Source organism: Sodalis glossinidius str. 'morsitans', from assembly GCF_000010085.1.
GTDB lineage: Bacteria > Pseudomonadota > Gammaproteobacteria > Enterobacterales > Enterobacteriaceae > Sodalis > Sodalis glossinidius.
Genome location: NC_007712.1, coordinates 2821669 through 2846648, shown reverse-complemented (window position 1 = coordinate 2846648; position 24980 = coordinate 2821669). Strand labels below are relative to the sequence as shown.

Genomic DNA, 24980 nt, shown 5'->3' with positions numbered 1-24980 from the left:
TGTCAGGCCATCCCTGAAGCGTTGGCTACCCTAACGTCATGCCGGGGGCGAGCTAAAAACTGCCCATCAAAGCCGGACATTGGTAGCACACGCCTGATGACGAAGACGCCCCGGACAGCCGGTATACTTCGCTATCTCGACCATCTGGTCAAAGAGACGGATATCGGCTGGGCAGAGGTAAATGACGATGACCCTGAACGCTTGTGTGACCAGGTAGCCTGACGCAGTTTTAACCGTAACGTGCTGACGGCAGAGCTTGAAGGCCAGTCGTTTAACGCATGCACCCGGATGCTAGCGCATCTGGAAGGAGAATATGGGCAGCACCTTCGCGGTGTACTGGACTTCGCCGCCGAGCAGGTGGGGCAGACGGAGGAAGACCCGGTGAAAGTCTCTACCGCCTACAAATACCCCACTCTCGTTGAGGACGTCATCATCGTCTTGCACGAGCGTCTGGGCCGCTACGACGTGCTGGTTGAACCTGGCGCCGATATTCGGCGGTATAGCGAGCTGACTTCAAAAGATATCAAGGCGTTATCCTGTATTGGCATTGGCGCCGACTTGTTGACAGCGAATGCCTGATTGTATGGCTACCACTGTGCGGCCTTTTTTCTGACTGATAGCCACCCCTTCTGAGGTGGAGTAATGAAATCCATGGGAAATCACACAATCGGCTACGCCTATAGCTGGGGCTTTGTCACGTGCCTGTTGGGCATGTTCTCGCTCAGTCAGTGGGCATTGATTCTGGGTATTGTCAGCACTCTAGTCACTTTTTTTCTGAACTGGTATTACCGCTACAAGGAATACCGTTTTAGGACGAAAAGCGATGAGCATTAAACACGCCGCCGCCCCAATGTGTGCCGTGACCGCCATAATTGTGTTGGTTGTTTCACACGGACAGGTGCGCACCAATACCGATGGACTTAAGCTTATCGGCAATGCGGAAGGTTGTCTCCGGGAGCCATATCGTTGCCCCGCCGGTCGATTAACCGACGGTATTGGCAATACTCACAGCGTCAAGCCCGGCACTTACAAAACAGACCAGCAGATAGCGGCAGACTGGCAACGTAATATTCTGGATGCAGAGCACTGCATCAACACCTATTTCCGCGGCTATGAGATGCCGGACAATACTTTTAGCGCGATGACTTCTGCCGCGTTCACCACGGGTTGCTACGGCTTGCGTACTTACAAAGGGAAGGACAACCAGCGCCACGAGACGACCCTTCATAAACTGGCGCAGAAGGGAAAATGGCGTGAGATGTGTGAGCGTCTGTCAGAGTTCAACAACGGCGGTAAATACCCCGGCCTCACGAAGCGCCGGGAAGCTGAGCGCCAATTGTGCCTGAAGTCCGTGTAACCCATTAATCCAAACCCATGAGCCTCGGCATCGTCCGGGGCTCTTTTTCGCCTGCTCCTCCTCGTGTGCATTCAACCAAGAGTCTTTCGGGACAGAGTGGCGGTTTCATCGCTAACCCCTCTTGGGCCACTCATGTCTACGAGGCAGGCTCTATCACCAAAAGGAAATAGTGATGCAATTAGTAGAAATAAAGAAATTTGATCTTGTAGCGAATACTATGGCGATTGCTGAGGGTGTTGAGAAAGATCATGACACCATTATCAAGCTTGTTGACCGTAACAAAGCTGATCTGGAAGAGTTTGGGCCACTCGTATTTGAAATCCGTATGGTTGAGAGAAGCCAAGGCGGTGGCAAGCCTCTTCGTGTTGCATTTCTCAACGAGCAGCAAACTACACTCTTAATTACCTACATGCGCAACAATGATGCTGTTCGTGTATTCAAGAAGAAGCGGGTTTCCGAGTTCTTCCGTATGCGCAATGCATTGGCGGGCAAGAAGATGGATCGCAATACCGCCCGGATTGAGTACCGCCCAATGACCGATGCCATCAAACACGAACGCGAAGCTCAGGGGAAAACCATCGCGCCACACCATTTCAGTAACGAGGCTGATTTAATAAACCGCATTGCACTTGGTATGACATCTGCAAAATTTCGTGTCCACCATGAAATAGGCAAGAAAGAATCTATCCGTGACTATCTGACGCCAGAGCAGATCCACTGCATTACCGAACTGCAACGCGCCAATACGGTATTTATTGGCATGGGCTGGGACTTCGAGCAACGCAAGGCCACGCTGATGGGAATATTCAACAAAAACCATCGTCAGCCATTGATTGAAGAACAGCACCGACTGGCAGCATGATGCGCTGGAAACTCCTCACGCTCGCCGCAATGCTGCTCACTATGACAGCTCTCGCTATAGTGGTTAGAATTCAGAGCCTCGACATCACCACCCGCCTAAAGCAGGCTAATCAATCGATGGTCGCCGAGCGTGACGCCGCCCGCGCACAGTTTACCCACTATGAACAGGCGGTAGCGCTGTTCAACCAGATAGCCGGAGCAACACAGGATGCACATCAGCACGCGGTGCAGGACTTTCAGCCGCGCATTATCCAAATACGCGAGGCCCTTACGCCTGAGCGCTGTGCTCGTCTGCCTGTGCCTGCCAGTGCTGTTAACCGGCTGCGGGCGCACGCAGACCAGATACCTGCCCATCCCGCACGCGCCGATACCGGCCACACTGCTCGATGATTGTCCAGCGCCAGTTATCCCGGAGCGCATGACGTGGGGCGACAGCGTGATACTCAACGAGAAGCTGCTGCTGGCATTGGAGATGTGCAATCAGGATAAAGCCGCGCTGAGGCAGATAGAGGATATAAGACATGGGACGACAAACAAAAAATAAAGTCGGTCGCCCGAGTAAGTTTGCCGAGAGCCTGACGAAGGCAAACGAATATTTAATGGGTGGCTATGAAACGGTTGGCGATGTGGTCCCGAGCGTTGCCGGTCTTGCCTGTTACCTCGGTATCAGTAGGGTCACTGCCCAGGCTTATGCAAGAGAAAATGAAGAGTTTTCTTGCACGTTAGAAGCCATAAAAACGTTGCAGGAAAACAGGCTCATCAACAAAGGGCTGACCGGGGATTTCAACGCCACAATCACAAAGTTGATGCTAGCGAATCATGGCTATTCGGACAAACAAGAAGTCGATAATAAATCTTCAGATGGCAGCATGGCCATTAGCCCAACGATGATTCAGCTTGTACCGGTAGAAGCAAAGCATGAATAGTGTGCAACTGCCTATTCCAGCAAAACTTGTCCCATTATTCACTGTGCCCAATAAACGTTATCGCTGTGCATACGGTGGGCGTGGCAGTGCAAAAACGCGCATCTTTGCGCTAATGACGGCGGTTAAGGCTTATCAGGCAGCAAGAAACAGTGAGTCAGGCGTCATACTTTGCGCGCGTGAGTTTATGAACTCGCTGGAAGAGTCGAGTATGCAGGAAGTGAAACTGGCAATACAGTCAGTGCCATGGCTGGCGGCTCACTTTGATATCGGTGAAAAATACATTCGCACCCTCGACAGGCGAGTGAGCTATGTGTTCAGTGGACTTCGGCATAATCTTGACAGTATCAAATCGAAAGCACGTATTCTGCTGTGCTGGGTGGATGAGGCTGAAACCGTTAGCGAAATAGCCTGGCAGAAACTCGATCCCACCGTACGAGAGCCTGGCTCTGAAGTATGGGTAACATGGAACCCTGAGACAGAGGGTAGCGCGACCGATAAGCGATTTCGCAAGGATAGTGATGACGCCATTATCGCGGTTGAAATGAACTACATGGATAATCCATGGTTTCACAGTGTGCTTGAGCAAGTGAGGCAGCGGGACCTCCGTATGCTTGACTCGGCAACCTATGCCTGGATTTGGGAAGGCGCGTATCTGGAAAACGCTAATAAGCAGGTCATGAGTGGGAAATATGTGTTTGAAACGTTCCCGGATGATCTGTGGAAGCAGGCCGATCGGCTGTTCTTTGGTGCCGATTTTGGCTTTGCGCAAGATCCAAATACGCTGATACGCATGTTCATACTGGATAACCGACTCTACATTGAATACGAGGCTTACGGTGTTGGCGTTGAACTGGATGAAATGCCCCAATTTTATGATGCGATCCCCGAAGTCAGACGATGGCCGATTAAAGGTGATTCGTCGAGACCGGAAACCATAAGCTGGCTATCCCGTCAGGGATTTAACATCGATGCGGCTGTCAAGTGGCAGGGCAGCGTGGAAGACGGCATCACTTACCTGCGAGGATTTGAAAAGATAGTCATTCACCCTTGCTGCAAAGAAACCGCTAAAGAAGCGCGATTGTACGCCTACAAAACCGACCGTATCACAGGCGACGTTCTCCCTGTCATCGTCGACGCCTATAACCACTGCTGGGACGCCATTCGCTACGGCCTTGATGGCTATATTACGGCAAGGGGTGGGTTTGGGACCTGGATAGCATTAGGGCGTAAATAATCATCAACAGCGTGAGGCATTATGTCACGAAAAAACAGAAGCCGCGTGGACGTCAGTCAGGCGACGGCGGACAGCTATGACAACTTTATCGCCCGCGTTGGCCTGCAGCAGGCTACCCAACATGCGGCATCGACTTACCGGGCGAATTTCACCAGCCGTAACCGCCTGCAGATTGAATGGGCTTACCGGTCATCAGCAATTATTGGCTCAGCAGTCGATGCCATCGCTGACGATATGACCCGCAAGGGCATACGCATTACCTCTGAGATTGAACCCCAGGCGCGCGGTATTCTGGAATCGCTGTTTGATGAGCTGGAAATATGGGATCGGCTGAATGACATCATCAAGTGGTCACGTCTTTATGGTGGCGCGGTTGGCTTTATCATGATTGAGGGACAGGCCCCTATTTACGCCGCTCAGGTTGGAAACTATTGGCGAAGGACAGTTTAAAGGCATCCTGCCGCTCGACCGCTGAATGATCAACCCTAACCTCAGTCGCCGTATTAAGGAAATGGGGCCACACCTGGGAAAACCAGAATGTTACGATGTTGTGACTACCGCAACGGGGATCCCCGCCTGGCGCATTCATCACAGCCGATTAATTCGATTTGACGGTGTGACGCTGCCGTATCAGCAGGCCCTGACGGAAAACGAGTGGGGCATGTCTGTTGTTGAGCGGATTTGGACCGGCTGACAGCCTTTGACAGCGCGACCATGGGGGCCGCACAGCTGGTGTATAAAGCGCATCTTCGTACCTACAAAGTCAAGGAATTGCGTCAGCTTATCAATATTGGTGGCCCGGCATTCGAGTCACTGATGAAAAATATGAATATGATACGCCAGTTTCAAAGTAATGAGGGAATGACCCTCATGGACAGTGAGGATGAGTTTGAAACCCATCAGTACAATTTCTCTGGTTTGGACAATGTGATTAGCCAGTTTGCTGAACAGATCAGCGGTGCTGTCGGGATCCCCCTGGTGCGCCTGTTTGGTCAGTCTCCCAAAGGTTTTTCTACCGGGGATGCGGATCTGGCGAACTATTACGACAATATCAGCACCCAGCAGGAGCGCCGACTGCGCCAGCCATTACGTAAGTTGCTCGAAATTATGCACCGCTCGGCGTGTGGCGGTCCACTGCCGGAAGACTTCACGTTTGGGTTTAATCCCCTGTGGCAGATGTCCGATGTGGATCGCTCAACGGTCGCCGTCAATACGGTTAATGCCATCACATCGGCGGTTGATGCGGGATTAATGACGCTCAAAGCGGGGATGACGGATTTACGTGAAACGTCAGATGTGACCGGCATTGGTGCGTCAATTACCGATGAGGATATTGAGGATGCGGAAGACGAAGCGCCGCCAGGCCTCGGCGAACCTGATCACCCGAAGCCGCAGCAGACAGGCACAGAGCCGTTATCGAACCAGCCTACGCAAGATAGCGCAGGCCGTGGGCGACACCGTCAATGGCCGTTACGATGGTTCAAACGCTAGCGTTATCGACATCATGGCGGCGTTGGCGCACTACAGCGAGCTGATAACCCCGTGGGCGAATCGGGTTGCAGAGCGCTTCGCGTTAGAGATTGGCCGGCAAAACGAAAAGGTGTGGCGTCAGCACAGTCAGAATATCAGTCGAGCGTTACGTCATAGTCTGAGCAACACCCCGGTGGGGCAGGTCATGCAGTCGATTGTTGCTGAGCAGGTTAAGTACATCAAATCGTTGCCACTTATAGCCGCAGACAGGGTGTATGACATTCAGAATAAGGCGATTGAAGCCGTGATAACCGGGTGCCGTGCAACGCCTTTTGCTGAAGACATCATGTCATCCGGCGATGTGGCAAATCCCGCGCAAACCTTATCGCCCGCACAGAGCTGGGACGGGCAACAGGCGCGTTAGATCAGGCCCGAGCGCGGGCTATTGGATCTGAGGGCTATCTATGGCGCACCGCTGGCGATGGTGATGTCCGTCATTCACATCGGCAGATGGAAGGCAAATTCGTTACGTGGGGAAAACCGCCAACGCTTGACGGTATGACTGGCCATGCCGGAGAGCTGCCGAACTGCCGCTGTTATAAAGAAATCATTTTTCCCCGCCTCTAAATTCATTCTCGCCTGAATAGCAGGTAACCCATGAAATATCTTTTTAACTCCCAACTGGGTGATACGCGCTATCGCATGTCGGACGGCAGTATGTTGTGCAAGGACGTGCCGATAGCCCGCACCGGAAAACAGCTCTACGGTGCCGCCGACTTCCCTGAGCTTGAACCCGACGCTGACGGAGAAATCGTTGTTGAGCGGATGGCCGATGAGGTTTTCAGTCCGGAGGCAATGGCCTCGTTTGAAGGCATGGCCGTCACCCAGCTTCATCCTGAAGATGACCTTGGCAATATTCTGTTCGTTGATACCGAGAACTGGCGCGAACTGGCCGTAGGCCATGTCAGCAATATTCGCCAGGGGGACGATGAGCCGTCGGGGTTACTGATCGCCGACCTTATTATCAAGGACGAGATAGCGATAAAGGTTATCGATAGCGGCCTGCGAGAGGTGTCCTGCGGCTATGATGCGAAGTACAGGCAAACCGGACCCGGTAAGGCAATACAGTACCAGATCACCGGTAATCATGTGGCTCTTGTCCCTAAAGGCAGAGCCGGAATTATCTGCTCGATAGAGACAGTTTCACAATGAGCAAATGTCATCAGAGCTGGTATCAGAAGCTCAGAAGTGCCATTAAAACGGGCGACGCCGACACCACGGCTGAACTGATGCAGAATGTGCCTCGCACCATCACAGGCGATGCAGACGAATCAACCCGGCGTCATCAACATTAACTTGCCACCTCAACAGCCCCTGTCGCCTGAGGCGAAAATCAGTGTGGAGCCCACGGCGGACGAAAGTGAAGCGGTGCCGTCTTACATAAAAACCATCATGGCCCGCCTGGACAAGCTGGAAGGCCGCACAGGTGACGGTGATAAGGACGATAAGGGCATCACAGGCGATGCGGATGACGAGGACGACGAGACGGAGGAGAAGGCGACCGGCGATGCGGCTTATCAGGCCGAGCTTATTCAGCCGGGCATTAATCTGGATCGCAAAATGAAAGCGACTGATTTCAAACGTGACGTACTGGCCTCTGCAGATCAGGCGTTAGTACGTCAGATTGTCGGGGATGCGGACATCCGTAAAATGAACCACCCCACCGTCGATATGGCGTTTAATGCCGTTGCTGAGCTGGCTAAAAGCCGCAATCTGAGTGTCAGGACCGCTGATGCTCACCGCAGTACTGCCAGTACCCTTGAAGCCATGAACGCTCGCCACCGCGAATTCTGGGAAAAACGGAGTAAATAATCGATGAGTAATGCAATTCTGACACGAATGGGCGTGGGCTTTGCTGGCGCCGTGTCACGTCCTCAGGATCTGACCACCGAACCTGCCGTACTGAAATCTGACGCCAACAGTGCGTTTCCCTCTTACGGTCTGGCGGGCAAGTATGATGGCGCGTTCTTTGTGCCGTTATCCGCGGGAGACACCGCTGACAAAATCCAGGGGATATTCGTCCGTCCTTATCCTACGCAGAGTGTACCGGACAAAGCTTATCTGCTGGGCAACGGGTTTGGCTATACCGGTGACATCCTGAAACGTGGGTACATGACCGTCAATGTCGGCAGTGACGCAACAGTCATTACCAAAGGTGCGCCGGTCTATATCCGTAATGCCAATCCGAGCACAGAAAGTCCTCTAGGCGCCGTGCTGGCGGCCGAAGAAAACACCGGCACTGCCGACAAGCCGTTGATTAATACCGTTGTTATGCCCTACGCCTTTTTCATCGGTCAGGGTGATGCGGACGGCAATGTAGAAATCTCGTATAAGATTTAAGGGATCCTTATGCAAAATATGCAGACATTCGACCGGGCCACGCACGACAGTACCGGCATTTTTCTTGTCGGTGAACTGGAGCGACTGGATCAAACACTCAATGAACCCCTGGTTCAATATACCTGGAGCCGTGACATTGATTTGCGCACAGACGTGTCGATCGCGGATGAAATTTCCAGCTGGACCAATACGCAGTTTGGCGCCGCGGGCAGTGCCGCTAACCCGAACGGGAAAAACTGGATTGCCCAGTAATCCACTGCCATTGCCGGTGTTAACGTTAATATTGAACGCAGCTTCCGTACACTGAATCTGTGGGGGGATGGAGCTTGGCTGGACGGTCCTTGAGCTTGCCGCCGCACAGCAGGCAGGACGGCCGCCGATTGACACGCAGAAATACGCCGGCATGCAATTGAAGTGGAATATGGATACGGATGAGCAGGTCTACATTGGCGATAAGACGCTGGGGGCCAACGGGGTCGCGGGTCTGGTCAACCAGAGCGGCATCAATACCGTGACGGCGGCAAAACGCTGGGCGGGCGGATCCCCTGATGATATCCGAAATAGTATCAATGATCTGCTGAATGCGGCCTGGAAAGCGTCGGCCTATTCTGTGGTGCCGACCGACCTGCTGCTGCCGCCAGAGCAGTATGCTTATCTGGCCAGCGTGATCGTGTCCTCCGCGGGAAATCAGTCTTTGCTGACCTACCTGACCACCAACACCCATTGCTTACCACCAGAACGGTGTACCACTCAATATCCGTGCGGTGAAATGGCTGAAAGGGGTGGGGGCGAAAAACACCGATCGCGCCGTGGCCTACACCAAAGATATGAAGTTTGTCCGTTTCCCGATGGTGCCGTTGCAGAGTATTCCTATCCAGTACCGTGGGCTGTGGCAGATTGTGACCTACTACGGCAAACTGGGTGCAGTGGAGCCGGTTTATCCCAAAACCCTTGCCTACCCTGGACGGTCTTTGACAGACAGCCCCTTCCGGGGCTTTTGATGATGGCTTATGAGCAGAAATAGCACGCTACCCTCGGTGACCAATTTTCGTGACAACTTTCCTCAGTTCGCTGATCCTGCCAAATACCCGAAAACACACATCGAGTTTCTCCTGAACCTGGCTGATGTGCTGCTCAGCGAGAAGTTCACGAGTAAGGATCTGTTTCCTTACTTTGTTGGGCTTTTTGTTGCGCACTACATGGTGTTGTGGGCGGCTGATAGCAAAGCGATGGCGACGGGTGGAGCGGGAGGTGCATCGGGGGGTGTGGCCTCGTCTAAATCGGTTGATAAAGTCAGCGTCAGTTATGACACGGGAGCCACGTTAAACCCCGATGCGGGCTTCTGGAACTATACCCGTTACGGGGCTGAGTTCTGGCAGTTGATTATGATGTTTGGCGCAGGAGGCATCCAGCTATGAAAAGCGGTGTCATTATGAGGGCAGACAAGGCGCAATCCCTTCTGGAGGCGCTTAAAACGCTCGGTAACCGAGATGTGTTGGTGGGCATTCCCGCCGCTGACTCTGCGCGTGATGATGTCCCCTTCGGCAATGCCGGCATTGGCTATATCAATGAACATGGCTCTCCGGCGCAGAATATTCCGGCCAGACCCCATCTGCAACCCGGCGTTAAATCGGTACAGGATAAAACGCTCCCCCTGTTGAAACAGGCCGCGCTTTTTACGCTTGGCGGCAATATATCGGGCGCCGAGAGATTGCTTAATCAGGCGGGAGCTACGGCGGCGGATGGGGTAAGGCGTTTTATTACCACCTCTCACTTTATACCACTGGCCTCCAGTACGCTCGCGGCTCGCGCTCATCAGGGTCGAAAGGGGGCGCAAGCAGAACTGGCAAGCCGTGCAGCAGGCAATGCCCCAGATAACGCGAATGCCAGACCACTGATTGATACCGGGCAGTATCGTCGGTCGATCACTTACATCGTGAGGGATAAAAATGCCGGATCTTGATGTTACTGACATTCTTTTTGACCCTGATTTCTGCGACACCACGCTAACGGTTACCCGTCGCGTCCGATCTGTTGACGATGACGGATTTGGGCATAACACGCATACTACCACGCGATTTTCAGGCGTTGTCACCGTAGACAAATCGCTCGAAAGCCGCCGCATGGAGGCGGGGACCCTCATCAGTGGCGCTATTCTGATTGTGACCACTGAACGGCTGACGCAGGGGCAGACAGCGCGTGACGCTGACATTGTGACTTATCAGGGTCGGGATTATCGCGTGACGTTTGTCGATCCCTATACCGCTTACGGTGCAGGCTTTGTGCAGGCGCATTGTGAATTGCTGCCGTTTGATGGAGGTATTCCTGTTGAGCAATAACGCCAGTACCGAACGGGGTTGGCTGACACCCAACGGCAGCGATCCGGTTTACTACGAGGAATTGGACAAGCTACTAAGCCAGTGGGTGCGCAACATTACCTTGCTGACGGCTAAACGTGTTATTGCCAGATGGCAACCAGAGCCGCCCGATATTCCGCCCGCAGACGTTAACTGGTGTGCTTTCGGCGTAGTGGATATGCCGTGTGACGATAATCCGGCATTTGTTAACCAGACTGAAGAAAACACTGGACTCTGGCGGCATGAGACGATTGAATGCCTGGCGTCCTTTTATGGTCCGGCAGGACAGCAGTACGCCACCCGTTTTCGTGATGGTATCACGGTGACTCAGAATAATGCGGAACTGAACACCCAGGGGCTGTCGCTCGCAGGTTACAGCCCTATTATCCCGTTTCCCGAACTCATCAACACCCAGTGGGTGCGCCGGTACGATGTTACCGTGCGCCTGCGTCGTAAAGTGGTACGCGAATACAACATCCGATCGCTGATAGACGCGCCCTTTACCCTTTCCGGAGAATAAACTATGTCACAGGGCTTACCTGTATCGAGAGTGGTCAACGTCACTGTCGATATGTCGTCGCGTGCGGCCAGCGCACGGAATTTCGGCGCATTGCTCATTATGGGCACCTCATCGGTCATCGACCCCCTTGAACGACTGCGGGCATACTCATCCATTGAAGAGGTTGCGACCGATTTTGGTACTGGTGCGCCGGAGTACCAGGCGGCGTCACTGTATTACCAGCAATCTCCCCGTCCAGTCGACCTGTTTATCGGGCGTTGGGGCAATGAAGCCTCTGCGGGCCTGCTGCGCGGCGCGATATTGACCGCAGAACAGGCGAAAATCAGTCGCTTCACCATTGTTACCGATGGCGCGATGAAAATCACCGTCAATGGAAAAGCAATCACTATTAAGGGCGTGGATTTATCGAGAGAGACCAATCTGAACGGTGTTGCGCAGCGAATTGCTGAAAAAATCAATACCGCTACTGTGTTATGGGATGCCAGCAATAGCCGGTTTGTGGTGACGTCATCAACGGCAGGTAAGAGCAGCACGGTGGGATTTACCACTGCGCCAGACAGTGGTACTGATCTTTCCGCGCTGACAGGGTTATCACAGGCGGCTGGCGCCGCACCGGTGGCAGGGATGGACGGTGAAACCGCCGCGCAGGCGGTTGCGACGTTGGCCGATTTTTCCAGCGCTTGGTACGGCCTTATCGTTGCGGCCATTCTGTCGGCGGATGATATTACCGCCATTGCTGCCTTTATCAGTGCCAGCAGTACATCACGTATTTTCGGTGTAACCACGCAGGACACGGCGACTATTGACGCTAGCCGAACCGACGATATCGCCTCACAACTCAAGCAGGGCAAGTCCGGACGGGTATTCACGCAGTATTCCAGCACGTCGCCTTATGCGGCCGCCTCAGTGTTCGGACGGGCCTTTACGGTCAATTTTGGCGCTAACAACACCACCCTGACCCTGAAGTTCAAACAGGAGCCGGATATCCAGGCTGAACTGTTGCGCACGTCTCAGGCGGATGCGCTGGCGGCGAAAAACTGCAATGTGTTTGTGCGCTATGACAACGACACGGCTATTTTGCAGGAAGGCGTGATGGCGAACGGCGATTTCTTTGATGAGCGTCACGGCCTCGACTGGCTGCAAAACTACGTGCAGAACAATCTTTATAACCTGCTGTATACCAGTACCACCAAAGTACCACAGACCGACGCTGGCGGTACCCGCCTGTTGGCCTCCGTTGAACAGTCGATGGCGCAGGCCGTCAATAACGGTCTGATTGCGCCTGGTGTGTGGAATAGCGGGGCGGTCGGGCAACTGTCGCCGGGCGATACGCTGACCAAAGGGTATTATGCCTTTATTCAGCCGATGGCGGCGCAGGCCCAGGCAGACCGTGAAAAACGTCAGGCACCGCCGATCCAGGTGGCCTGTAAACTCGCCGGTGCCGTGCATTTTGCGGATGTGCTGATCACCGTGGTTCGCTGAGGAAAATAATTTATGGCAACTTATTCATTTATGGATGTGTCGGCGTCAATGACGGGGCCGACGGGCGTGATTGATCTCGGCTATGGCTCGGCAAACGATGAAGAAGGGATTGTGGTGGCCATGACCGAGGCAAAAAACACCATGACCATTGGCGCAGATGGCGAAGGGATGCACAGCCTGAGCCCTCGAAAATCCGGCACCATCACGATTAATTTGTTGAAAGACTCGCCCGTTAATAAAAAGCTGATGCTGGCCTACAACGCCCAGAGTCAGTCCTCGTCCCTCTGGGGCAACAACGTTTTTGTGATACGTAATCATGCTTCGGGGGATATCGCCACGGCGCGCGGCGGTGCATTTCAGAAGCTCCCCGACTGGCAGAATGCCCACGTCGGTAATACGGTGGCCTGGGTGTTTGACTGTATCAAAATCGATGAATTGCTTGGGGAGTTTTAACCGATGGAAATCGAACTGAAGGGTCATTTCTACCGCGTCGGGAAACTCAGCGTATTTGACCAACTGAAAGTGGCACGAAAACTGCTGCCGGTCCTCTCTGGCATGGTCGGCGAACTGCAAAAGCTACGCGGCGGCGAGGCGGCCATGGAAACCCTGTTACCCGCCCTGGCCACCGTGATAGGTGATATGCAGGATAGCGACTGCGACGCCATTATTCATGCCTGTTTATCGGTGGTCTCCCGGCAAAACGGCAAGGCATGGGTGGCGGTATTGCGCCAAGGGGAGCTGATGTTTGATGATATCGACCTAGGGACCCTATTGCAGTTGGTCGCACAGGTGATAGGGGATTCACTGGGAAATTTTTTTCACGCACCCCTCGACGGCGCGACTGTGCCCCCACAACCAGCTTAACCCTCGATACGCTTCCTGACAGGGAAGATTATATTCTTCGCCCGGTGCGAGAATTTCATATTAACCAAAAGCATTTAGACAGTGGCGCGGTAGATCTCTGCCGTATCGCACTGCTTAATGACTATTTGGACATGAGCGCAGATAACGAAGCGCGGATAGCGCGATGGAGAGAGACAAACCGTGACTAATGTTGACACTATCCGCGACTTCCTCGTCAGCCTCAGTTTTCAGGTGGATGAATCGGGGATGCGGAAATTTGAGCGCATCCTCACCGGCGTCACCGCTAATGTGTTAAAGCTGGGCGTGGCAGTCGAGGGGGCAGCGCTGTCCGTACTGAGTTTTACCACACAGATAGCCGCTGGACTGGATAAGGTGTACTGGGTGTCACAACGTACCGGTGCCAGTGCGGCGGGCATAAAGGCATTGGGCTATGCGGCAGCCCAAACCGGCAGCAGTGCCGAAGCAGCGCAGGGCGCGCTGGAGAGCCTGGCGCGATTGATGCGCAATACCCCCGGTGCAGAAGGCTTCCTGAACTGCCTGGGGGTGCAAACACGGGATGCCCGCGGACGGATGCGTGACATGTCGGCGATCTTTACCGGTGTCGGGCAAAAACTCGGCCAGATGCCCTATTACCGGGCAAACCAGTATGCACAAATGCTGGGCATCGATGAAAATACCTTGATGGCGATGCGCAGGGGATTGAACGGCTTTACGGCGGATTATCAGTCTATGCTAAGCCGTACCGGTTTTAACGCAGAAAAAGCCGCTGCGCAGTCTAATAAGTTCATGACGGCCATGAAGGGGCTAACGGCGTTATTCGGTATCCTGCGCGATAAGGTCGGCGCAAATCTGGCCGGGGGACTGGCGGGCTTTCTGGACGACCTGAGAAAGAAAATACTCGAAAACTTTCCCAAAATCGAAGACGTGTTGACCCGGATCGTCCGGGGAATGATCCGCGCTGGTGAGATGGTGGGCCGCGTTATCTGGCGCCTGATACAGGCAGCGGGCCAAATTTTTGACTGGTGGCACCGCCTGGATGGTCAGAGCAAAAAGGTGATAACCACGTTTGGAGCCTTGACTGCCGCGATATGGGCGCTGAACCGGGCGTTTTTCTCCTCGCCGATGGACATCATTACCGGGCTGGCAGCCGCGATATTATTGCTGTGGGATGATTACCAGACCTGGAAGGAAGGGGGAACGTCCTTTATTGACTGGTCGACGTGGGGATCGGAAATCGAACAGGCGAAAAAGGCGTTCGCGTGGATAGGCGATAAAATCACCGGACTGGTTAACGATGTCGGGGGCTGGCAAAACACCCTGAACATGCTCGCCACCTTTATCGCCGGCGCCTGGGTATCAAAAGTCCTCGGTGCGTTCGGCAAGATTGCCGGTCTGCCCATCCCTCCCTGGTTAAAACTCTGGGGACTGTATGCCGGTTATCTGGTCTCAGACAGAGAAAACATTGTCACCAGCGCCAAAGCGTCCTGGGACTACAACACCCGACAGATAAAACGTGGCGTGGGCGATAGCCTGAAAGCGCTAGGGATAGATAACGCCTGGGCCAGCAAACATCGCGGCGATGCTTCCGCCGATCCACTGGCGCTCCCGCACGGGATCCGCAACAACAATCCGGGGGATCTGAATTATGCGGGGCAGGCGGGCGCAGAAAGAGAGTCGCCCGGTGGCCGCTTTGCCCGCTTTCAGACGCCGTTTGAGGGGCTGCGGGCCATGGTCTCAACACGATTGAAAAAATCATCAACACCTGGGCACCGGGAAGTGAAAACAACACGGGCGCCTATATTGCGGCGATATCCCGCCAGTTGGGAGTCGCCCCGGATGCGGCGCTGAACCTGGGCAATCCTCAGCTGATAGCGTCGCTGATGGGCGGCATTATTCAGCATGAGAATGGGCGTAATCCCTATAGCAGTGAACTGATTGACCGTGCGGCGCTCGCGGGGATAGGCGGGAAAAGTCTTCAGCAAGAAACGACGATTAATGTCTATGGCGCAAGCGATCCGGCGACCACCGGCACGGATATCGCCGACAGGCAGACCGGTGTTAACGCCCGCTTGATTGGGCAGTTCAGGCAGAGGGCCTACTGATGGATATTCTTTCCACACTGTTCTCGCAGCCCTCGCGCAAAATTGGGTTGTTGGTGCCGGATGTGGTGATTTCGGAGAAACACCAGGACCAGCTTGACATCACCGAGCATCCGGTGGAAATCGGCGCTGAAATCGCTGACCACGCCTATCAGCGGCCCGCTGAGCTGACGATGGAGGTGGGGTTTGCCGGCGGCGGCTCACTGCTCTGGATAACCGATTAATCCGCACTGGCAGTTTTTTTACGGAAAACACCATGCCTCAGAACTGGATAAGACAATGCTCGCTGATCGTCGCCGATGAAAAAGGTGAGGGTATCGAACTGTCCGCCTTTCGCACCACGTTCAGTATTTCATGGCCGGATACACGCTGGCCGCGCACGGCCGTGTTTAAAGTCTGGAACCTGAAACCGGAGACGGTGAATCGCATTCAGGCGGACGAGTTTGCTCGTGTGCAATTAATGGCAGGGTATCAGGATAACACGGGGTTGATTTTCACCGGAAACATCTGCTATTCCCTGACCGGCAGAGATAACCCGACCGATACCTTTGTGATGATTCAGGCGGTCGATGCCCATGATGCTTACGATTACGCCACTCTTAATACAACCCTGGGTGCAGGCCATACCCAAGCCGAACAACACCAGACGCTACTCACTGGCCTGGCCCCCTACGGTATTGTGAAAGGCACGACGCCTGATTTTGAGGCGACGCGCTTTCCCCGTGGAAAAACCTACTTTGGCATGGCGCGGGATGCGATAGATAACCTCGCAGGGCAGTGTCGCGCGTCCTGGCAATATATCAACGGACAGCTGGTGATGGTACCGGAAGAGACCTACGTGCAGGAGGCGGTGGTGCTCAACAGCGCCACAGGGCTGATAGGTTTGCCGCAGCAGACGATTGAGGCCGGTGTCAATGTTCGCTGTCTCATCAACCCGACAATTCAGGTGAATGGCCTTATCCTGCTGGATGAAGCGCTGGTTTACCGCACGATGTTACCCGAACGCGATATTGCCGCGGTGCCGGGCCGGATAGGGACGGTCAATCATGGCAGCGTGCAACAGACCGAAGGGGCATTATCGCCACCGGCGAGCCTGGCGACCGATGGGGCGTATATTGTGAAGAATATTACCTACAGCGGCGATACGCGGGGTAAAGCCTGGTATATGGATCTGGTGTGCGTGGCGAAAGGCGCGGCGGATTTGATGAAAACCTCAACACTGAACAAGGTGGGATAATGACGATTTCCGTATCAGAACGCGCGGGGGATAAGCAGGCGCTGCTTGAGGTCCTGCGCCACACTATATTGTCCCAGCTGCGGGTCGCTCTGCCGGGGATTATTCAGTCATTTGATGCGGAGGCTATCACCTGCACGGTACAACCGGCAATTAAGGGTGTTATCAGTGACGCGCAAGGCCGAGCGCAGTCTGTCGCGTTGCCGTTACTGGTAGATGTTCCTGTCATTTTCCCTCGTGGCGGTGGCGTTACGCTGACGTTTCCTGTTGCCGCAGGTGATGAATGTCTGGTGGTGTTTGCTGACCGCTGCATCGATTTCTGGTGGCAGAACGGCGGCGTGCAGGAAACGATTGACTAACGTCAACATGATTTGCCGGATGCGTTTGCGTTTGTTGGCCCACAGTCGCAGGCAAAAAAATCAGTGGTATCAGCGTGCATGCCGCCCAGCTGCGCAGTGATGATGGTGCTGCCTTTGTCGGGGTGGCGGCGGGACACGCCATTACCGTTACCACACCGGGTACCTTAAAGGCCACGGCGCAGGGCGGTGTGGACGTCACTGCGCCGACCATTGTGCTCAATGGCAATGTCACCATCAATGGCAATCTGTCGCAGGGCATGGGGGATAGCGGGGGAAGCGCCAGCATCAACGGCCCGGTCAGTGTGAAAAACGACATTACGGTGGCGGGTATCAGCCTGACAAACCATGTGCATACCGGCGTTCAGTCCGGTGGCAGTAAGACGGGTAAACCGCAATGAGATACCGATCTGGTAAACAGCCCTGAGTGTGTTGCCCAGGCGGTGAAAACGCGTCTTGAATTATGGCGCGGGCAATGGTTTCTGGATAGCGAGGAGGGGACGCCCTGGCGTCAGGCGGTGCTGGGTAAGCATAACACTGAGGCTTACGGTCTGGCCATCAAGCAGCGTATTCTTAACACCCCCGGCGTCCGTGGTATCAACGATTTTAACGCGATTACCTCCCACGAAACCCGAAAAATTACCGTGACCGTGCGGATACAGACGCTCTACGGCGAGACCGCAGTCATAAGCGAGGTCTAATGCTCCCTCTCGATACCCTTGGCCTATCGGCGACCGTCACCGACAGCGGCATCACTGCACCTGATTATCAGACGATACTGCAACAGCTCACCGGCTATTTTCGCCAGATTTACGGCCGGGAGTGCTATCTGTCGCCGGACAGCAAGGACGGCCAGATGATAGCGATTTACGCGCTGGCTCTCCACGATGCCAACAACGCGGTTATCGCCGCCTACAACAGCTTTAGCCCCATGACCAGTACCGGCGCGGCCCTGTCTAACACGGTGGCGATTAACGGTATCACCCGGCATGCCTCGGGGTATTCCCAGGCTGATGTCCTGCTGACCGGTCAGGTTGGCACCGTTATTACCCACGGCAGCGTAAGCGACCGCAATGGCCAGACCTGGCGCCTGCCTGAGCGGGTGACTTTCGATACGCACGGTGAGGCCAGAGTGACCGCCGTCTGTACGGCAGCCGGTAATATCACGGCGGCTCCCGGCGATATCAGCGACATAGCGACCCCGACGCGGGGGTGGCAGACGGTGACCAACCCGGCCGCTGCCACACCCGGCAGGCCGGTTGAGCGGGACAGCGCATTACGTGCTCGGCAGAAGAAATCCGTTGCCTTACCGTCGCGCACGGTGCTGGACGGTATTCAGGGCGCGGTCAGTTTACTGCCCGGTGTGGTACGGTTGCGGGGATTTGAAAATGATACGGGCGAGACAGATAAAAACGGCCTGCCAGCGCACTCTATTGCCATGATAGTTGATGGCGGTGATGTCAATGCGATTGCCCAGGCGATAGCGTTGAAAAAAACGCCTGGCGCAGGCACCTATGGCGATACCCTGGTCAAGGTCATCGACCGTTACGGTTTGCCGAAAGATATCCGCTTTTCCCGTCCTCGCGAAGTCAACGTGGCGGTGGAAATAACCCTGACTGCCTTTACCGGCTACACTACGCTAACCGGCGATAAAATCCGCTCAGCGGTGGCGGCCTACATTAACCAGCAGCTGATTGGCGATAATCTTTATCTGACGCGTCTGTATCTGCCGGCCAATCTGCCCGGTGACGAAGAAGGACAGACCTACGACATCACGGCAATAAAAATCGGGCGCTCGGCCCAAGCGGTTAAAGAAGAGAATCTGCTTGTGGCCTTCAATGAGGCGCTCAGCGGCACAACCGAGCATCTCACTTTGGTGGTGACCACATGAGGGATTACACCGACTTCGTGACGCCGCAGCATTGGGCGGCGCCAAAGTTTGTGCGCCATATCCAGCTTATGACGCGGCCGCTTCAAGATATCGCCGCGCTGGCGGGCCAGCTTAACGCGCTGTTCAGCCTGGAGGGCGCCTTTGGGAAACAACTGGATGCCATCGGAGAGTGGATAGGGCTATCGCGCTATGTGAAAACACCGATTACCGGGGTGTATTTTGCCCTCGATACTGACCGGGTGGGATTCGACCAGGGCAGCTGGAAAAGGCGCTTTGATGCCGACAGCGGTTTTACCGAGCTGGATGATGAGACCTACCGCGCCATACTGCGGGCCAAAATTCGAGCCAATCACTGGGACGGTACCTGTGAGATGTTGGCGGCTATTTATCAAGGGGTGATACCGGATAGAACGGTGAATATCTTCTTTACCGACAATCAGGATATGTCGATGGACGTCTATCTGACCGGCGGGGTGGTGCCTGAAGTCATCAAGGCGGTAATACGTCAGGGGTATCTCAATATCAAACCAGAAGGGGTGAAGCTCAATGCCTACAGTGGCTCAGAGGGCGACAACGGCATTTTTGGTTTTGATATCCGTAATGGTTATGTGGATGGATTTGATACCGGCAGCTGGTCGGTAAAACTGTAAGGAATAATGATGGCCAAGAATGAATTTTTACCGTTTGCGACGGCAGACGGCGCTAACGTTTTGTCGGCGGAAGACTATCAGACGTTGCGCTCGCGCAGTAATGGCTTTAGCGCGGGTGTCGCCCGTTCGCAGGAGCTCAATACGGTCTGGCGGCAGGCATCGGTGATTGCGCATGTGGTGGCGCAGTTTATTGCCGATACCAATAATAGTGATGTGGCTGACGACGGCGACCTGGATAAACTTCAGGCGGGGTTAATTCAAGCGCTCTCTAAGAATGTCAATAATACCGTGCCAGCCGCATCACTGAAAACGGCGGGTATCACCCAACTCAGCAGCGCCACTAACAGCGACAGTGAGACGCTGGCTGCGATGCCAAAAGCCGTGAAGGCGATAGTCGATAATCTCAGTGGTGGCCGCCTGCTGAATATCCAGTCCTTCACCGAAAGCGGCATCTATACTCCCACGCCGGGGACACGGAAAATCCGCGTGAAATGCTGGGGCGCTGGCGGCAGTGGTGCACGCATGTCCAAACAAAGTCGGGGTTCGGTGTCCGGCGCGGGCGGGGCCTATGCCGAGGTGCTACTGGATGCAACGTCGTTTTCGTCCGTGAGTGTTGAAGTGGGTACGGGCGGAGCCGCATCGGCAGACGGTGTTTCACTGGATGGTGGCGATGGGGGCGGGTCGTATTTTGGCAAGCATGTTATCTGTGGCGGCGGCAAGGGTGGTCTGATTGGCAAAGGGTTAGCCAAAGGCGGTGAACCCGCAGGTGGAAACGTAATGATGGTCGGTGGGCAAGCCGGACAAGGTGGCAGTTATACATCAGGTATATTAAGTAATGGTGTTGGCGGAGCATCTTTTGGAGGCTATAACGCTTTACCACACGTTTCATTAAAAGGTGATGATGGATCTTTTCCGGGAGGTGGTGGTGCTATGGGGTCATACGTTAATGATGATACCCAGTATGCGGCCGGGAAAGGTGGAGATGGTTTCATTATTTTAGAGGAGTATTCATGATGAAAGATACAGGCCCGTATGCTTTGATACCAGAGGGTAGCAATCGAGTTGAAATATTATTGTCGCCAGCGATGACTATCAACGCAAAGGCTACTACACCGTTAGGTACGACGAGAACACATTTTGTCAGCCCGGCATGTACTACAACGCAAAAACTGGGCTTTTTTATGATGAGCCAGAATTCAGGCTCATTAACCGTCGTGCCGTATCAGGCGGCCAGTGACACCGCCGCGGCAATCGCATTATCGACAATCAGCCGGTAGGCCGGGATTTCGCGCAACTGCTGGGTTTGGGAGTCAAATGCCTCGACATGCAGCAAATCAATTTTCAGGCCGTTTTTGCGCAAAGCGGCAATATCGCTGGCGAGCCGCTGAACGCCGAAAAACAGCAACGCATCCAGTGCCGTCACCAACAGTCTTGATGTTAGCGCCAACCGTAGCCGTTCACGCGGTACACTCACCTGCCGGGCAATACTGGTGTAGCTGTTTTCTGTGCCACCTTCGGCACCTGAGCGGAAAACGGTAAATTTGCGCGTGTAGTGAAAGGCCTCCGGCGCGACGACATCGGCGTCAAGGCTATACAGCACTCCGCGTTTGCTGCCGTTGATTTCCACCCGGCGGCTGTGGATGGTCAATTCATCGCGCAGTTTTTCGATAGCTTGTGGCGCACGGATAAGCAGCAGCCGAAACGGCAGTTCGTAGCTCGTCACATACGGCAGGCTGTGCAACGCCAGTCTGACCCGGGCAATTTCCCCGGCGTGCTGTTGCTGCATGATAAACCATTGTTTGGCTTGATGCGGGGTTTCGCTGGCCTCGGTGATGTGGTTGAGTGCGATCTGATAATCGATGCGCTGCACTAGCGACCGTCGCCAAACAGGGAAGCCAGTTCGTCGTCTGAAAGTCCTGTGCATGCTTTAACGGTGTCGCGCGGAATTCCACGGGTGAGCATTTGCCTTGCAATTTTCAGCGAGGCGCTATGCTCGCCTTCTTGGCGACCGAGCAGTATTCCTTTTTCGATGCCCTTGGCTTCAAGCTGTTCAGCGATCGTCATGGCTTCCTCCCGATAGCGCGGCGTTTTTTCTGCCAGCGCGCGAATAAACTTTTCCCCTTCAGCGGTATTTCCCGCCTCGGCCAGATAGTATAGCAGGCTGCGAAACTGCTCTTTGGGGTAGGCCCACTGTTCGAGCAATCCGGCCAGTTCGTTAACCAATTCCAGCATATCCCGCGTCCGGATGTGCTTCTGCACCAATTCTAGCAGCGCTACCCGCCGATGAGACAGTATTTCATCATCCGGCATCGCGGTGATATCGACCAGCGGGAATGCTTGCCTGTAGACTGATTTTGCCAGTTCAGGGTCAGCAAAGCAATCGAGCCATTGGGTGCTGTAGGGGTAAGGCGATGTGGTGCCGTGATAGAACAAGAGCGGAATCACCACAGGCAAAGCGTCATTGCCTTGTTCAAGATGCCGTTGCATCGCGGCGACCGCATACCTTAGAAGCCTGAACGCCATCAGCTTTTCCGGGCGGCTCTGGTGCTCGATTAGTGTGTAAATATAGCCTTTCCCGGCATTAATCTGCACGGAGTAGAGCATATCTGAACACCGGGTGCGCAGGTCGTCCTCGATGAAGCTGCCCGATTCCATCGCCAGTGTGTTGAAATCGCAGCGCTCCCGCAGATGCGGCGGCAGATGGATTTCCAGAAAGTCGCGAGCTACAGCGATATCGCCGAGGAACTTTTTGAACAGGGCGTCGTGTTGGGATAGTGAGGAATTAGACATATTTACACCGACTTTGACACAAGGCTTGATACCTTACTGTTTTTGATTATTATAAGCTTTCTATGTAATTAGCGTACCATTGTAGCATCTTCCTTCTTTCAGGGAGGTATTGAGCATGATTATATATTCCTCTGATTTTATTTTTATCGACATGTTCAAGCTGTCGTTCAATTAAATCAGGATCGAAGCGATTCTCATTAAGTATAGTACTCATTTGATGCCTAAAACCATGTTCACTTGCTATACCATCATATCCAATCCTCCTAATAAGACCTAATATTGTATTTTCGCTTATTGGCTTGTTCTGATCATTTCTTCCCGGAAACAAATATTCGTAATGTCCGGTCATAGGCTTTAGTTGTTCTAGCAGTTTGATAGCTTGATGCGACAGTGGTACTACATGGGGACGCCTGCCTTTCATGACTTCTTTGGGGATCTCCCATGTGCCTAAATCCAAATTTATCCATGACCACTTCGATAGTCTTAATTCAATCGTGCGTAGGCCCGTGAGCTGTAAAAGCTGTGTTGCTATTTTTACGATTATGCTACCGGTATATCCTGCTAATGCCCGATTAAAGTCGGGTAGCTGCTCAACTGTTAGAAATGGATAATGTTTTGGTGTAGAAGTAGTCATTGCAATGGTCAAATCTGGTGCAGGATTATATTCAACGAGACCTGTAGCCATAGCAAATCTAAAAACTTCGCCACAACGTCGCCGAGCTTTTTTAGCGCGTTCTATTGCCCCTCTTCGCTCGAATACGCGTAAAACTTCAAGAAGCATACGTGGTTTTATGTCTCGTATTGGGATATCCCCAATCATGGGGAATATATCTTTATTAAATATTGATATAATTTCTTCTGAATGATTTATTGACCATCTATTTGATCTAACGGCATACTATTACAAAGCTAATGCCTTGAATGTGCTAGCATATGCACTTTTCGTCTCTGCTAGCTGAGCTCGTTTATGAACAGAGGGATCAATACCAGAAGATAGTAATGCTTTTGCTTCTTCTCTCAGCTGTCTGGCTGCTGCAAGGCTTAATGAGGGATACTTGCCAAGGGTAAGTAACTTCTCCTTTCCCTGAACTTCATATCGCAATCGCCACACCTTTGATCCTGCCACGGACATGTAAAGTCCTAGCCCTCCGGTATCTGTTAGACGATAGGGTTTTTGCTTTGGTTTTGCTGCATCGATCTGCTTGATTGTGAGCATGTCGGGTAAAAATCCTGTTCTGTAAAAACTTTACCCGGGAATATACCCGACAAAAAGGGTGTTAGTTCATTCCCTTCAGTTCGCCTCAGTTCAGGATTATTTTATTATCTATCAGATTTTAAAGGTTTTTATTTCAGGTGGGTGCGTTTGAGTGCAGGTCTAAATGGCCCGACAGGAATCGAATCTTTTATAAATCACATGTTTTATATTGATTTTTTAAATAAATTCAAAATTAAGCCCCATTTTAAAGCCCCTTTTGAAATTCCGTCACTTTGTATAATACAAAGAATGACTGTATCACTTTCTACACTGAGCTATAGAAATCCATTGCGGTCTATTGTTCAAATATTATACGAATATGAAGTCCGTAATAGGAACAAATTCTGAACTTAATTCCTGCAAAACCATTATCGAGGCATACTCGGTATGTAGCAAAATCCCAACGCTTGAAGAAGCCAGCCAAGGCAAAGGGCTATCAGCCTCTCACGTCACGTCTTGAGCACCTAGGAGGTATTCAGCAAAGAGCCTATCTGGTAGTACAGCTCACAGCAGAGGAAGAGGAGTAATCTCTCACGTGAGGAAAAAATAGGTTGTTTCAGTTGTTTCAAAGAGTGGTTTTTTGTTTAACTATCTGTTATTAAATGGATTTATTTTTCATCCTGAAACAATTCAAGGGGGCTTTGAAACAACCGTTCCGGAAGCACGGCTATCAACACATTGGGGATGCTGGGGCATCGGGGAGATGATTTAGCAGAAAAGCTCCTTCTTTGGCTGGCCCCCATGCCAACGGAATACGCTGATCACTAATAGTATGGCAATCTTGCTGTATGTATAGCCAGTTGGTAGACTTCAGTAGACGAATAGGCTATGTCTAAGCTGATCTCCGAAAATTAGCCCATCTCTACAAACTGACGTAGTCGATTTAAAACTAGAGAGCAAGGAACAGTGTATGAATGGAGAAGTGATAAACAGTGATCCACTGGCTGAGTTACAAAAGAAAGCAGAAGAGTTTATCTCTATCAAAGAGGTTCTGTCATTGTTTTGTAAGAAGCTAGGATGCAACGTAGAAACTGCCGCTGAAATTATCATATCGAAATTACCGAATGACAATGACTTTCACGGACAGCCTATCAATCTCGGATTTTTTGGTGAAAAAATAGGTACTGCGACGTTTGTTCCTTGTGAACATGAACCATCTCTTAGGCAACTTCTTATAGATATTGTACGAGGCGATGAGTCTGCATTTGCTATTACATTTTAAATGGAATAATAA

The 24980-nt window shown here is 53.0% G+C and carries 29 protein-coding genes and 7 pseudogenes; 32 read left to right on the top strand and 4 right to left on the bottom strand.

Annotation, left to right across the window (positions count from 1 at the left end; all coding sequences use genetic code 11):
• The first annotated feature begins 96 nt into the window (after positions 1–96).
• From SGP1_RS35235 to SGP1_RS15005, 31 genes and pseudogenes are all read left to right on the top strand, one after another.
• On the top strand, positions 97–222 hold the full coding sequence (locus SGP1_RS35235) for a hypothetical protein (RefSeq protein ID WP_279379394.1): 126 nt from the start codon (positions 97–99) through the stop codon (positions 220–222).
• 66 nt (positions 223–288) lie between these two features.
• Complete coding sequence (locus tag SGP1_RS15145; protein WP_148203535.1) at positions 289–579, top strand: hypothetical protein; 291 nt, start codon at positions 289–291, stop codon at positions 577–579.
• A 72-nt stretch (positions 580–651) separates the two neighbouring features.
• Positions 652–834 (top strand): HP1 family phage holin, encoded by a 183-nt coding sequence (locus tag SGP1_RS15140; protein ID WP_243466044.1) that lies wholly within the window; start codon positions 652–654, stop codon positions 832–834.
• Complete coding sequence (locus SGP1_RS15135; protein ID WP_011411496.1) at positions 824–1357, top strand: lysozyme; 534 nt, start codon at positions 824–826, stop codon at positions 1355–1357. Before SGP1_RS15140 ends, SGP1_RS15135 begins: the two co-directional genes overlap by 11 nt.
• A gap of 172 nt (positions 1358–1529) precedes the next feature.
• On the top strand, positions 1530–2219 hold the full coding sequence (locus SGP1_RS15130) for a Rha family transcriptional regulator (protein ID WP_041867064.1): 690 nt from the start codon (positions 1530–1532) through the stop codon (positions 2217–2219).
• Positions 2216–2608 carry a hypothetical protein gene (locus SGP1_RS15125; protein ID WP_011411494.1) on the top strand — a complete coding sequence of 131 codons (393 nt, stop codon included), beginning with the start codon at positions 2216–2218 and terminating at the stop codon, positions 2606–2608. Before SGP1_RS15130 ends, SGP1_RS15125 begins: the two co-directional genes overlap by 4 nt.
• Positions 2502–2762, top strand: coding sequence for an Rz1-like lysis system protein LysC (lysC, locus tag SGP1_RS36615; RefSeq protein ID WP_083764761.1), 261 nt, complete (start codon positions 2502–2504; stop codon positions 2760–2762). The genes SGP1_RS15125 and lysC overlap by 107 nt, the downstream gene beginning before the upstream one ends.
• Positions 2740–3144, top strand: coding sequence for a DNA-packaging protein (locus SGP1_RS15115; RefSeq protein WP_011411493.1), 405 nt, complete (start codon positions 2740–2742; stop codon positions 3142–3144). Before lysC ends, SGP1_RS15115 begins: the two co-directional genes overlap by 23 nt.
• On the top strand, positions 3137–4378 hold the full coding sequence (locus tag SGP1_RS15110) for a PBSX family phage terminase large subunit (protein ID WP_011411492.1): 1242 nt from the start codon (positions 3137–3139) through the stop codon (positions 4376–4378). Before SGP1_RS15115 ends, SGP1_RS15110 begins: the two co-directional genes overlap by 8 nt.
• A gap of 21 nt (positions 4379–4399) precedes the next feature.
• Positions 4400–5869: pseudogene (locus SGP1_RS15100) on the top strand (DUF1073 domain-containing protein).
• Positions 5757–6475: pseudogene (locus SGP1_RS15095) on the top strand (phage minor head protein). Before SGP1_RS15100 ends, SGP1_RS15095 begins: the two co-directional pseudogenes overlap by 113 nt.
• Positions 6476–6505: 30 nt before the next feature.
• A pseudogene (locus tag SGP1_RS15090) lies at positions 6506–7720 on the top strand (DUF2213 domain-containing protein).
• A gap of 3 nt (positions 7721–7723) precedes the next feature.
• A complete protein-coding gene (locus SGP1_RS15085; protein ID WP_011411490.1) occupies positions 7724–8248 on the top strand; it encodes a structural cement protein Gp24 in 525 nt (174 codons plus the stop codon).
• 18 nt (positions 8249–8266) lie between these two features.
• Positions 8267–9249: pseudogene (locus SGP1_RS15080) on the top strand (DUF2184 domain-containing protein).
• Between the two features lie 9 nt (positions 9250–9258).
• Complete coding sequence (locus SGP1_RS15075) at positions 9259–9666, top strand: DUF4054 domain-containing protein (RefSeq protein WP_011411489.1); 408 nt, start codon at positions 9259–9261, stop codon at positions 9664–9666.
• Complete coding sequence (locus tag SGP1_RS15070; protein ID WP_011411488.1) at positions 9663–10211, top strand: hypothetical protein; 549 nt, start codon at positions 9663–9665, stop codon at positions 10209–10211. The genes SGP1_RS15075 and SGP1_RS15070 overlap by 4 nt, the downstream gene beginning before the upstream one ends.
• A complete protein-coding gene (locus SGP1_RS15065) occupies positions 10198–10587 on the top strand; it encodes a hypothetical protein (RefSeq protein WP_011411487.1) in 390 nt (129 codons plus the stop codon). The genes SGP1_RS15070 and SGP1_RS15065 overlap by 14 nt, the downstream gene beginning before the upstream one ends.
• Positions 10577–11125 carry a phage neck terminator protein gene (locus SGP1_RS15060; RefSeq protein ID WP_424141116.1) on the top strand — a complete coding sequence of 183 codons (549 nt, stop codon included), beginning with the start codon at positions 10577–10579 and terminating at the stop codon, positions 11123–11125. The genes SGP1_RS15065 and SGP1_RS15060 overlap by 11 nt, the downstream gene beginning before the upstream one ends.
• Before the next feature lie 3 nt (positions 11126–11128).
• Complete coding sequence (locus SGP1_RS15055) at positions 11129–12607, top strand: DUF3383 domain-containing protein (RefSeq protein ID WP_011411485.1); 1479 nt, start codon at positions 11129–11131, stop codon at positions 12605–12607.
• A gap of 12 nt (positions 12608–12619) precedes the next feature.
• Positions 12620–13060 carry a phage structural protein gene (locus SGP1_RS15050; RefSeq protein WP_011411484.1) on the top strand — a complete coding sequence of 147 codons (441 nt, stop codon included), beginning with the start codon at positions 12620–12622 and terminating at the stop codon, positions 13058–13060.
• A 3-nt stretch (positions 13061–13063) separates the two neighbouring features.
• Positions 13064–13471: a phage tail assembly chaperone gene (locus tag SGP1_RS15045; RefSeq protein ID WP_011411483.1), complete on the top strand. Its 408-nt coding sequence runs from the start codon at positions 13064–13066 to the stop codon at positions 13469–13471.
• A gap of 32 nt (positions 13472–13503) precedes the next feature.
• On the top strand, positions 13504–13659 hold the full coding sequence (locus tag SGP1_RS33925; RefSeq protein WP_083764842.1) for a DUF6889 family protein: 156 nt from the start codon (positions 13504–13506) through the stop codon (positions 13657–13659).
• Positions 13652–15319, top strand: a complete 1668-nt coding sequence (locus SGP1_RS15040) for a hypothetical protein (protein ID WP_011411482.1) — start codon at positions 13652–13654, stop codon at positions 15317–15319. Before SGP1_RS33925 ends, SGP1_RS15040 begins: the two co-directional genes overlap by 8 nt.
• Positions 15292–15573: a hypothetical protein gene (locus tag SGP1_RS33920; protein WP_083764840.1), complete on the top strand. Its 282-nt coding sequence runs from the start codon at positions 15292–15294 to the stop codon at positions 15571–15573. The genes SGP1_RS15040 and SGP1_RS33920 overlap by 28 nt, the downstream gene beginning before the upstream one ends.
• A pseudogene (locus tag SGP1_RS15035) lies at positions 15573–15779 on the top strand (phage baseplate protein); the annotation flags it as partial. The gene SGP1_RS33920 and the pseudogene SGP1_RS15035, both read left to right, overlap by 1 nt.
• Before the next feature lie 47 nt (positions 15780–15826).
• On the top strand, positions 15827–16807 hold the full coding sequence (locus SGP1_RS15030; RefSeq protein ID WP_011411481.1) for a phage protein: 981 nt from the start codon (positions 15827–15829) through the stop codon (positions 16805–16807).
• A pseudogene (locus SGP1_RS15025) lies at positions 16807–17561 on the top strand (phage baseplate assembly protein V). The gene SGP1_RS15030 and the pseudogene SGP1_RS15025 overlap by 1 nt, the downstream one beginning before the upstream one ends.
• Positions 17562–17861 (top strand): annotated as a pseudogene (locus tag SGP1_RS15020) (hypothetical protein); the annotation flags it as partial.
• Positions 17861–19051, top strand: coding sequence for a baseplate J/gp47 family protein (locus tag SGP1_RS15015; RefSeq protein WP_011411480.1), 1191 nt, complete (start codon positions 17861–17863; stop codon positions 19049–19051). The pseudogene SGP1_RS15020 and the gene SGP1_RS15015, both read left to right, overlap by 1 nt.
• Positions 19048–19701, top strand: coding sequence for a DUF2612 domain-containing protein (locus SGP1_RS15010; protein ID WP_011409961.1), 654 nt, complete (start codon positions 19048–19050; stop codon positions 19699–19701). The genes SGP1_RS15015 and SGP1_RS15010 overlap by 4 nt, the downstream gene beginning before the upstream one ends.
• A gap of 162 nt (positions 19702–19863) precedes the next feature.
• On the top strand, positions 19864–20715 hold the full coding sequence (locus tag SGP1_RS15005; RefSeq protein ID WP_243466043.1) for a phage tail protein: 852 nt from the start codon (positions 19864–19866) through the stop codon (positions 20713–20715).
• Between the two features lie 208 nt (positions 20716–20923).
• Here the strand turns inward: SGP1_RS15005 and SGP1_RS15000 are convergent, their stop codons facing one another.
• Genes SGP1_RS15000 through SGP1_RS36610 form a run of 4 tightly spaced genes read right to left on the bottom strand, consistent with a single transcriptional unit; the run spans position 20924 to position 23707 of the window.
• On the bottom strand, positions 20924–21571 hold the full coding sequence (locus SGP1_RS15000; RefSeq protein ID WP_011411478.1) for a hypothetical protein: 648 nt from the start codon (positions 21569–21571) through the stop codon (positions 20924–20926).
• Positions 21571–22491 (bottom strand): Rpn family recombination-promoting nuclease/putative transposase, encoded by a 921-nt coding sequence (locus SGP1_RS14995; protein ID WP_011411477.1) that lies wholly within the window; start codon positions 22489–22491, stop codon positions 21571–21573. Before SGP1_RS14995 ends, SGP1_RS15000 begins: the two co-directional genes overlap by 1 nt.
• Positions 22492–22540: 49 nt before the next feature.
• On the bottom strand, positions 22541–23335 hold the full coding sequence (locus SGP1_RS14990; protein WP_424141177.1) for a tyrosine-type recombinase/integrase: 795 nt from the start codon (positions 23333–23335) through the stop codon (positions 22541–22543).
• 57 nt (positions 23336–23392) lie between these two features.
• Positions 23393–23707, bottom strand: a complete 315-nt coding sequence (locus tag SGP1_RS36610; RefSeq protein ID WP_424141115.1) for an Arm DNA-binding domain-containing protein — start codon at positions 23705–23707, stop codon at positions 23393–23395.
• A 949-nt stretch (positions 23708–24656) separates the two neighbouring features.
• On the opposite strand from SGP1_RS36610, the gene SGP1_RS14985 reads away from it, so the two are divergent.
• On the top strand, positions 24657–24968 hold the full coding sequence (locus SGP1_RS14985; RefSeq protein ID WP_041867061.1) for a hypothetical protein: 312 nt from the start codon (positions 24657–24659) through the stop codon (positions 24966–24968).
• The last annotated feature ends 12 nt before the right edge of the window (positions 24969–24980 follow it).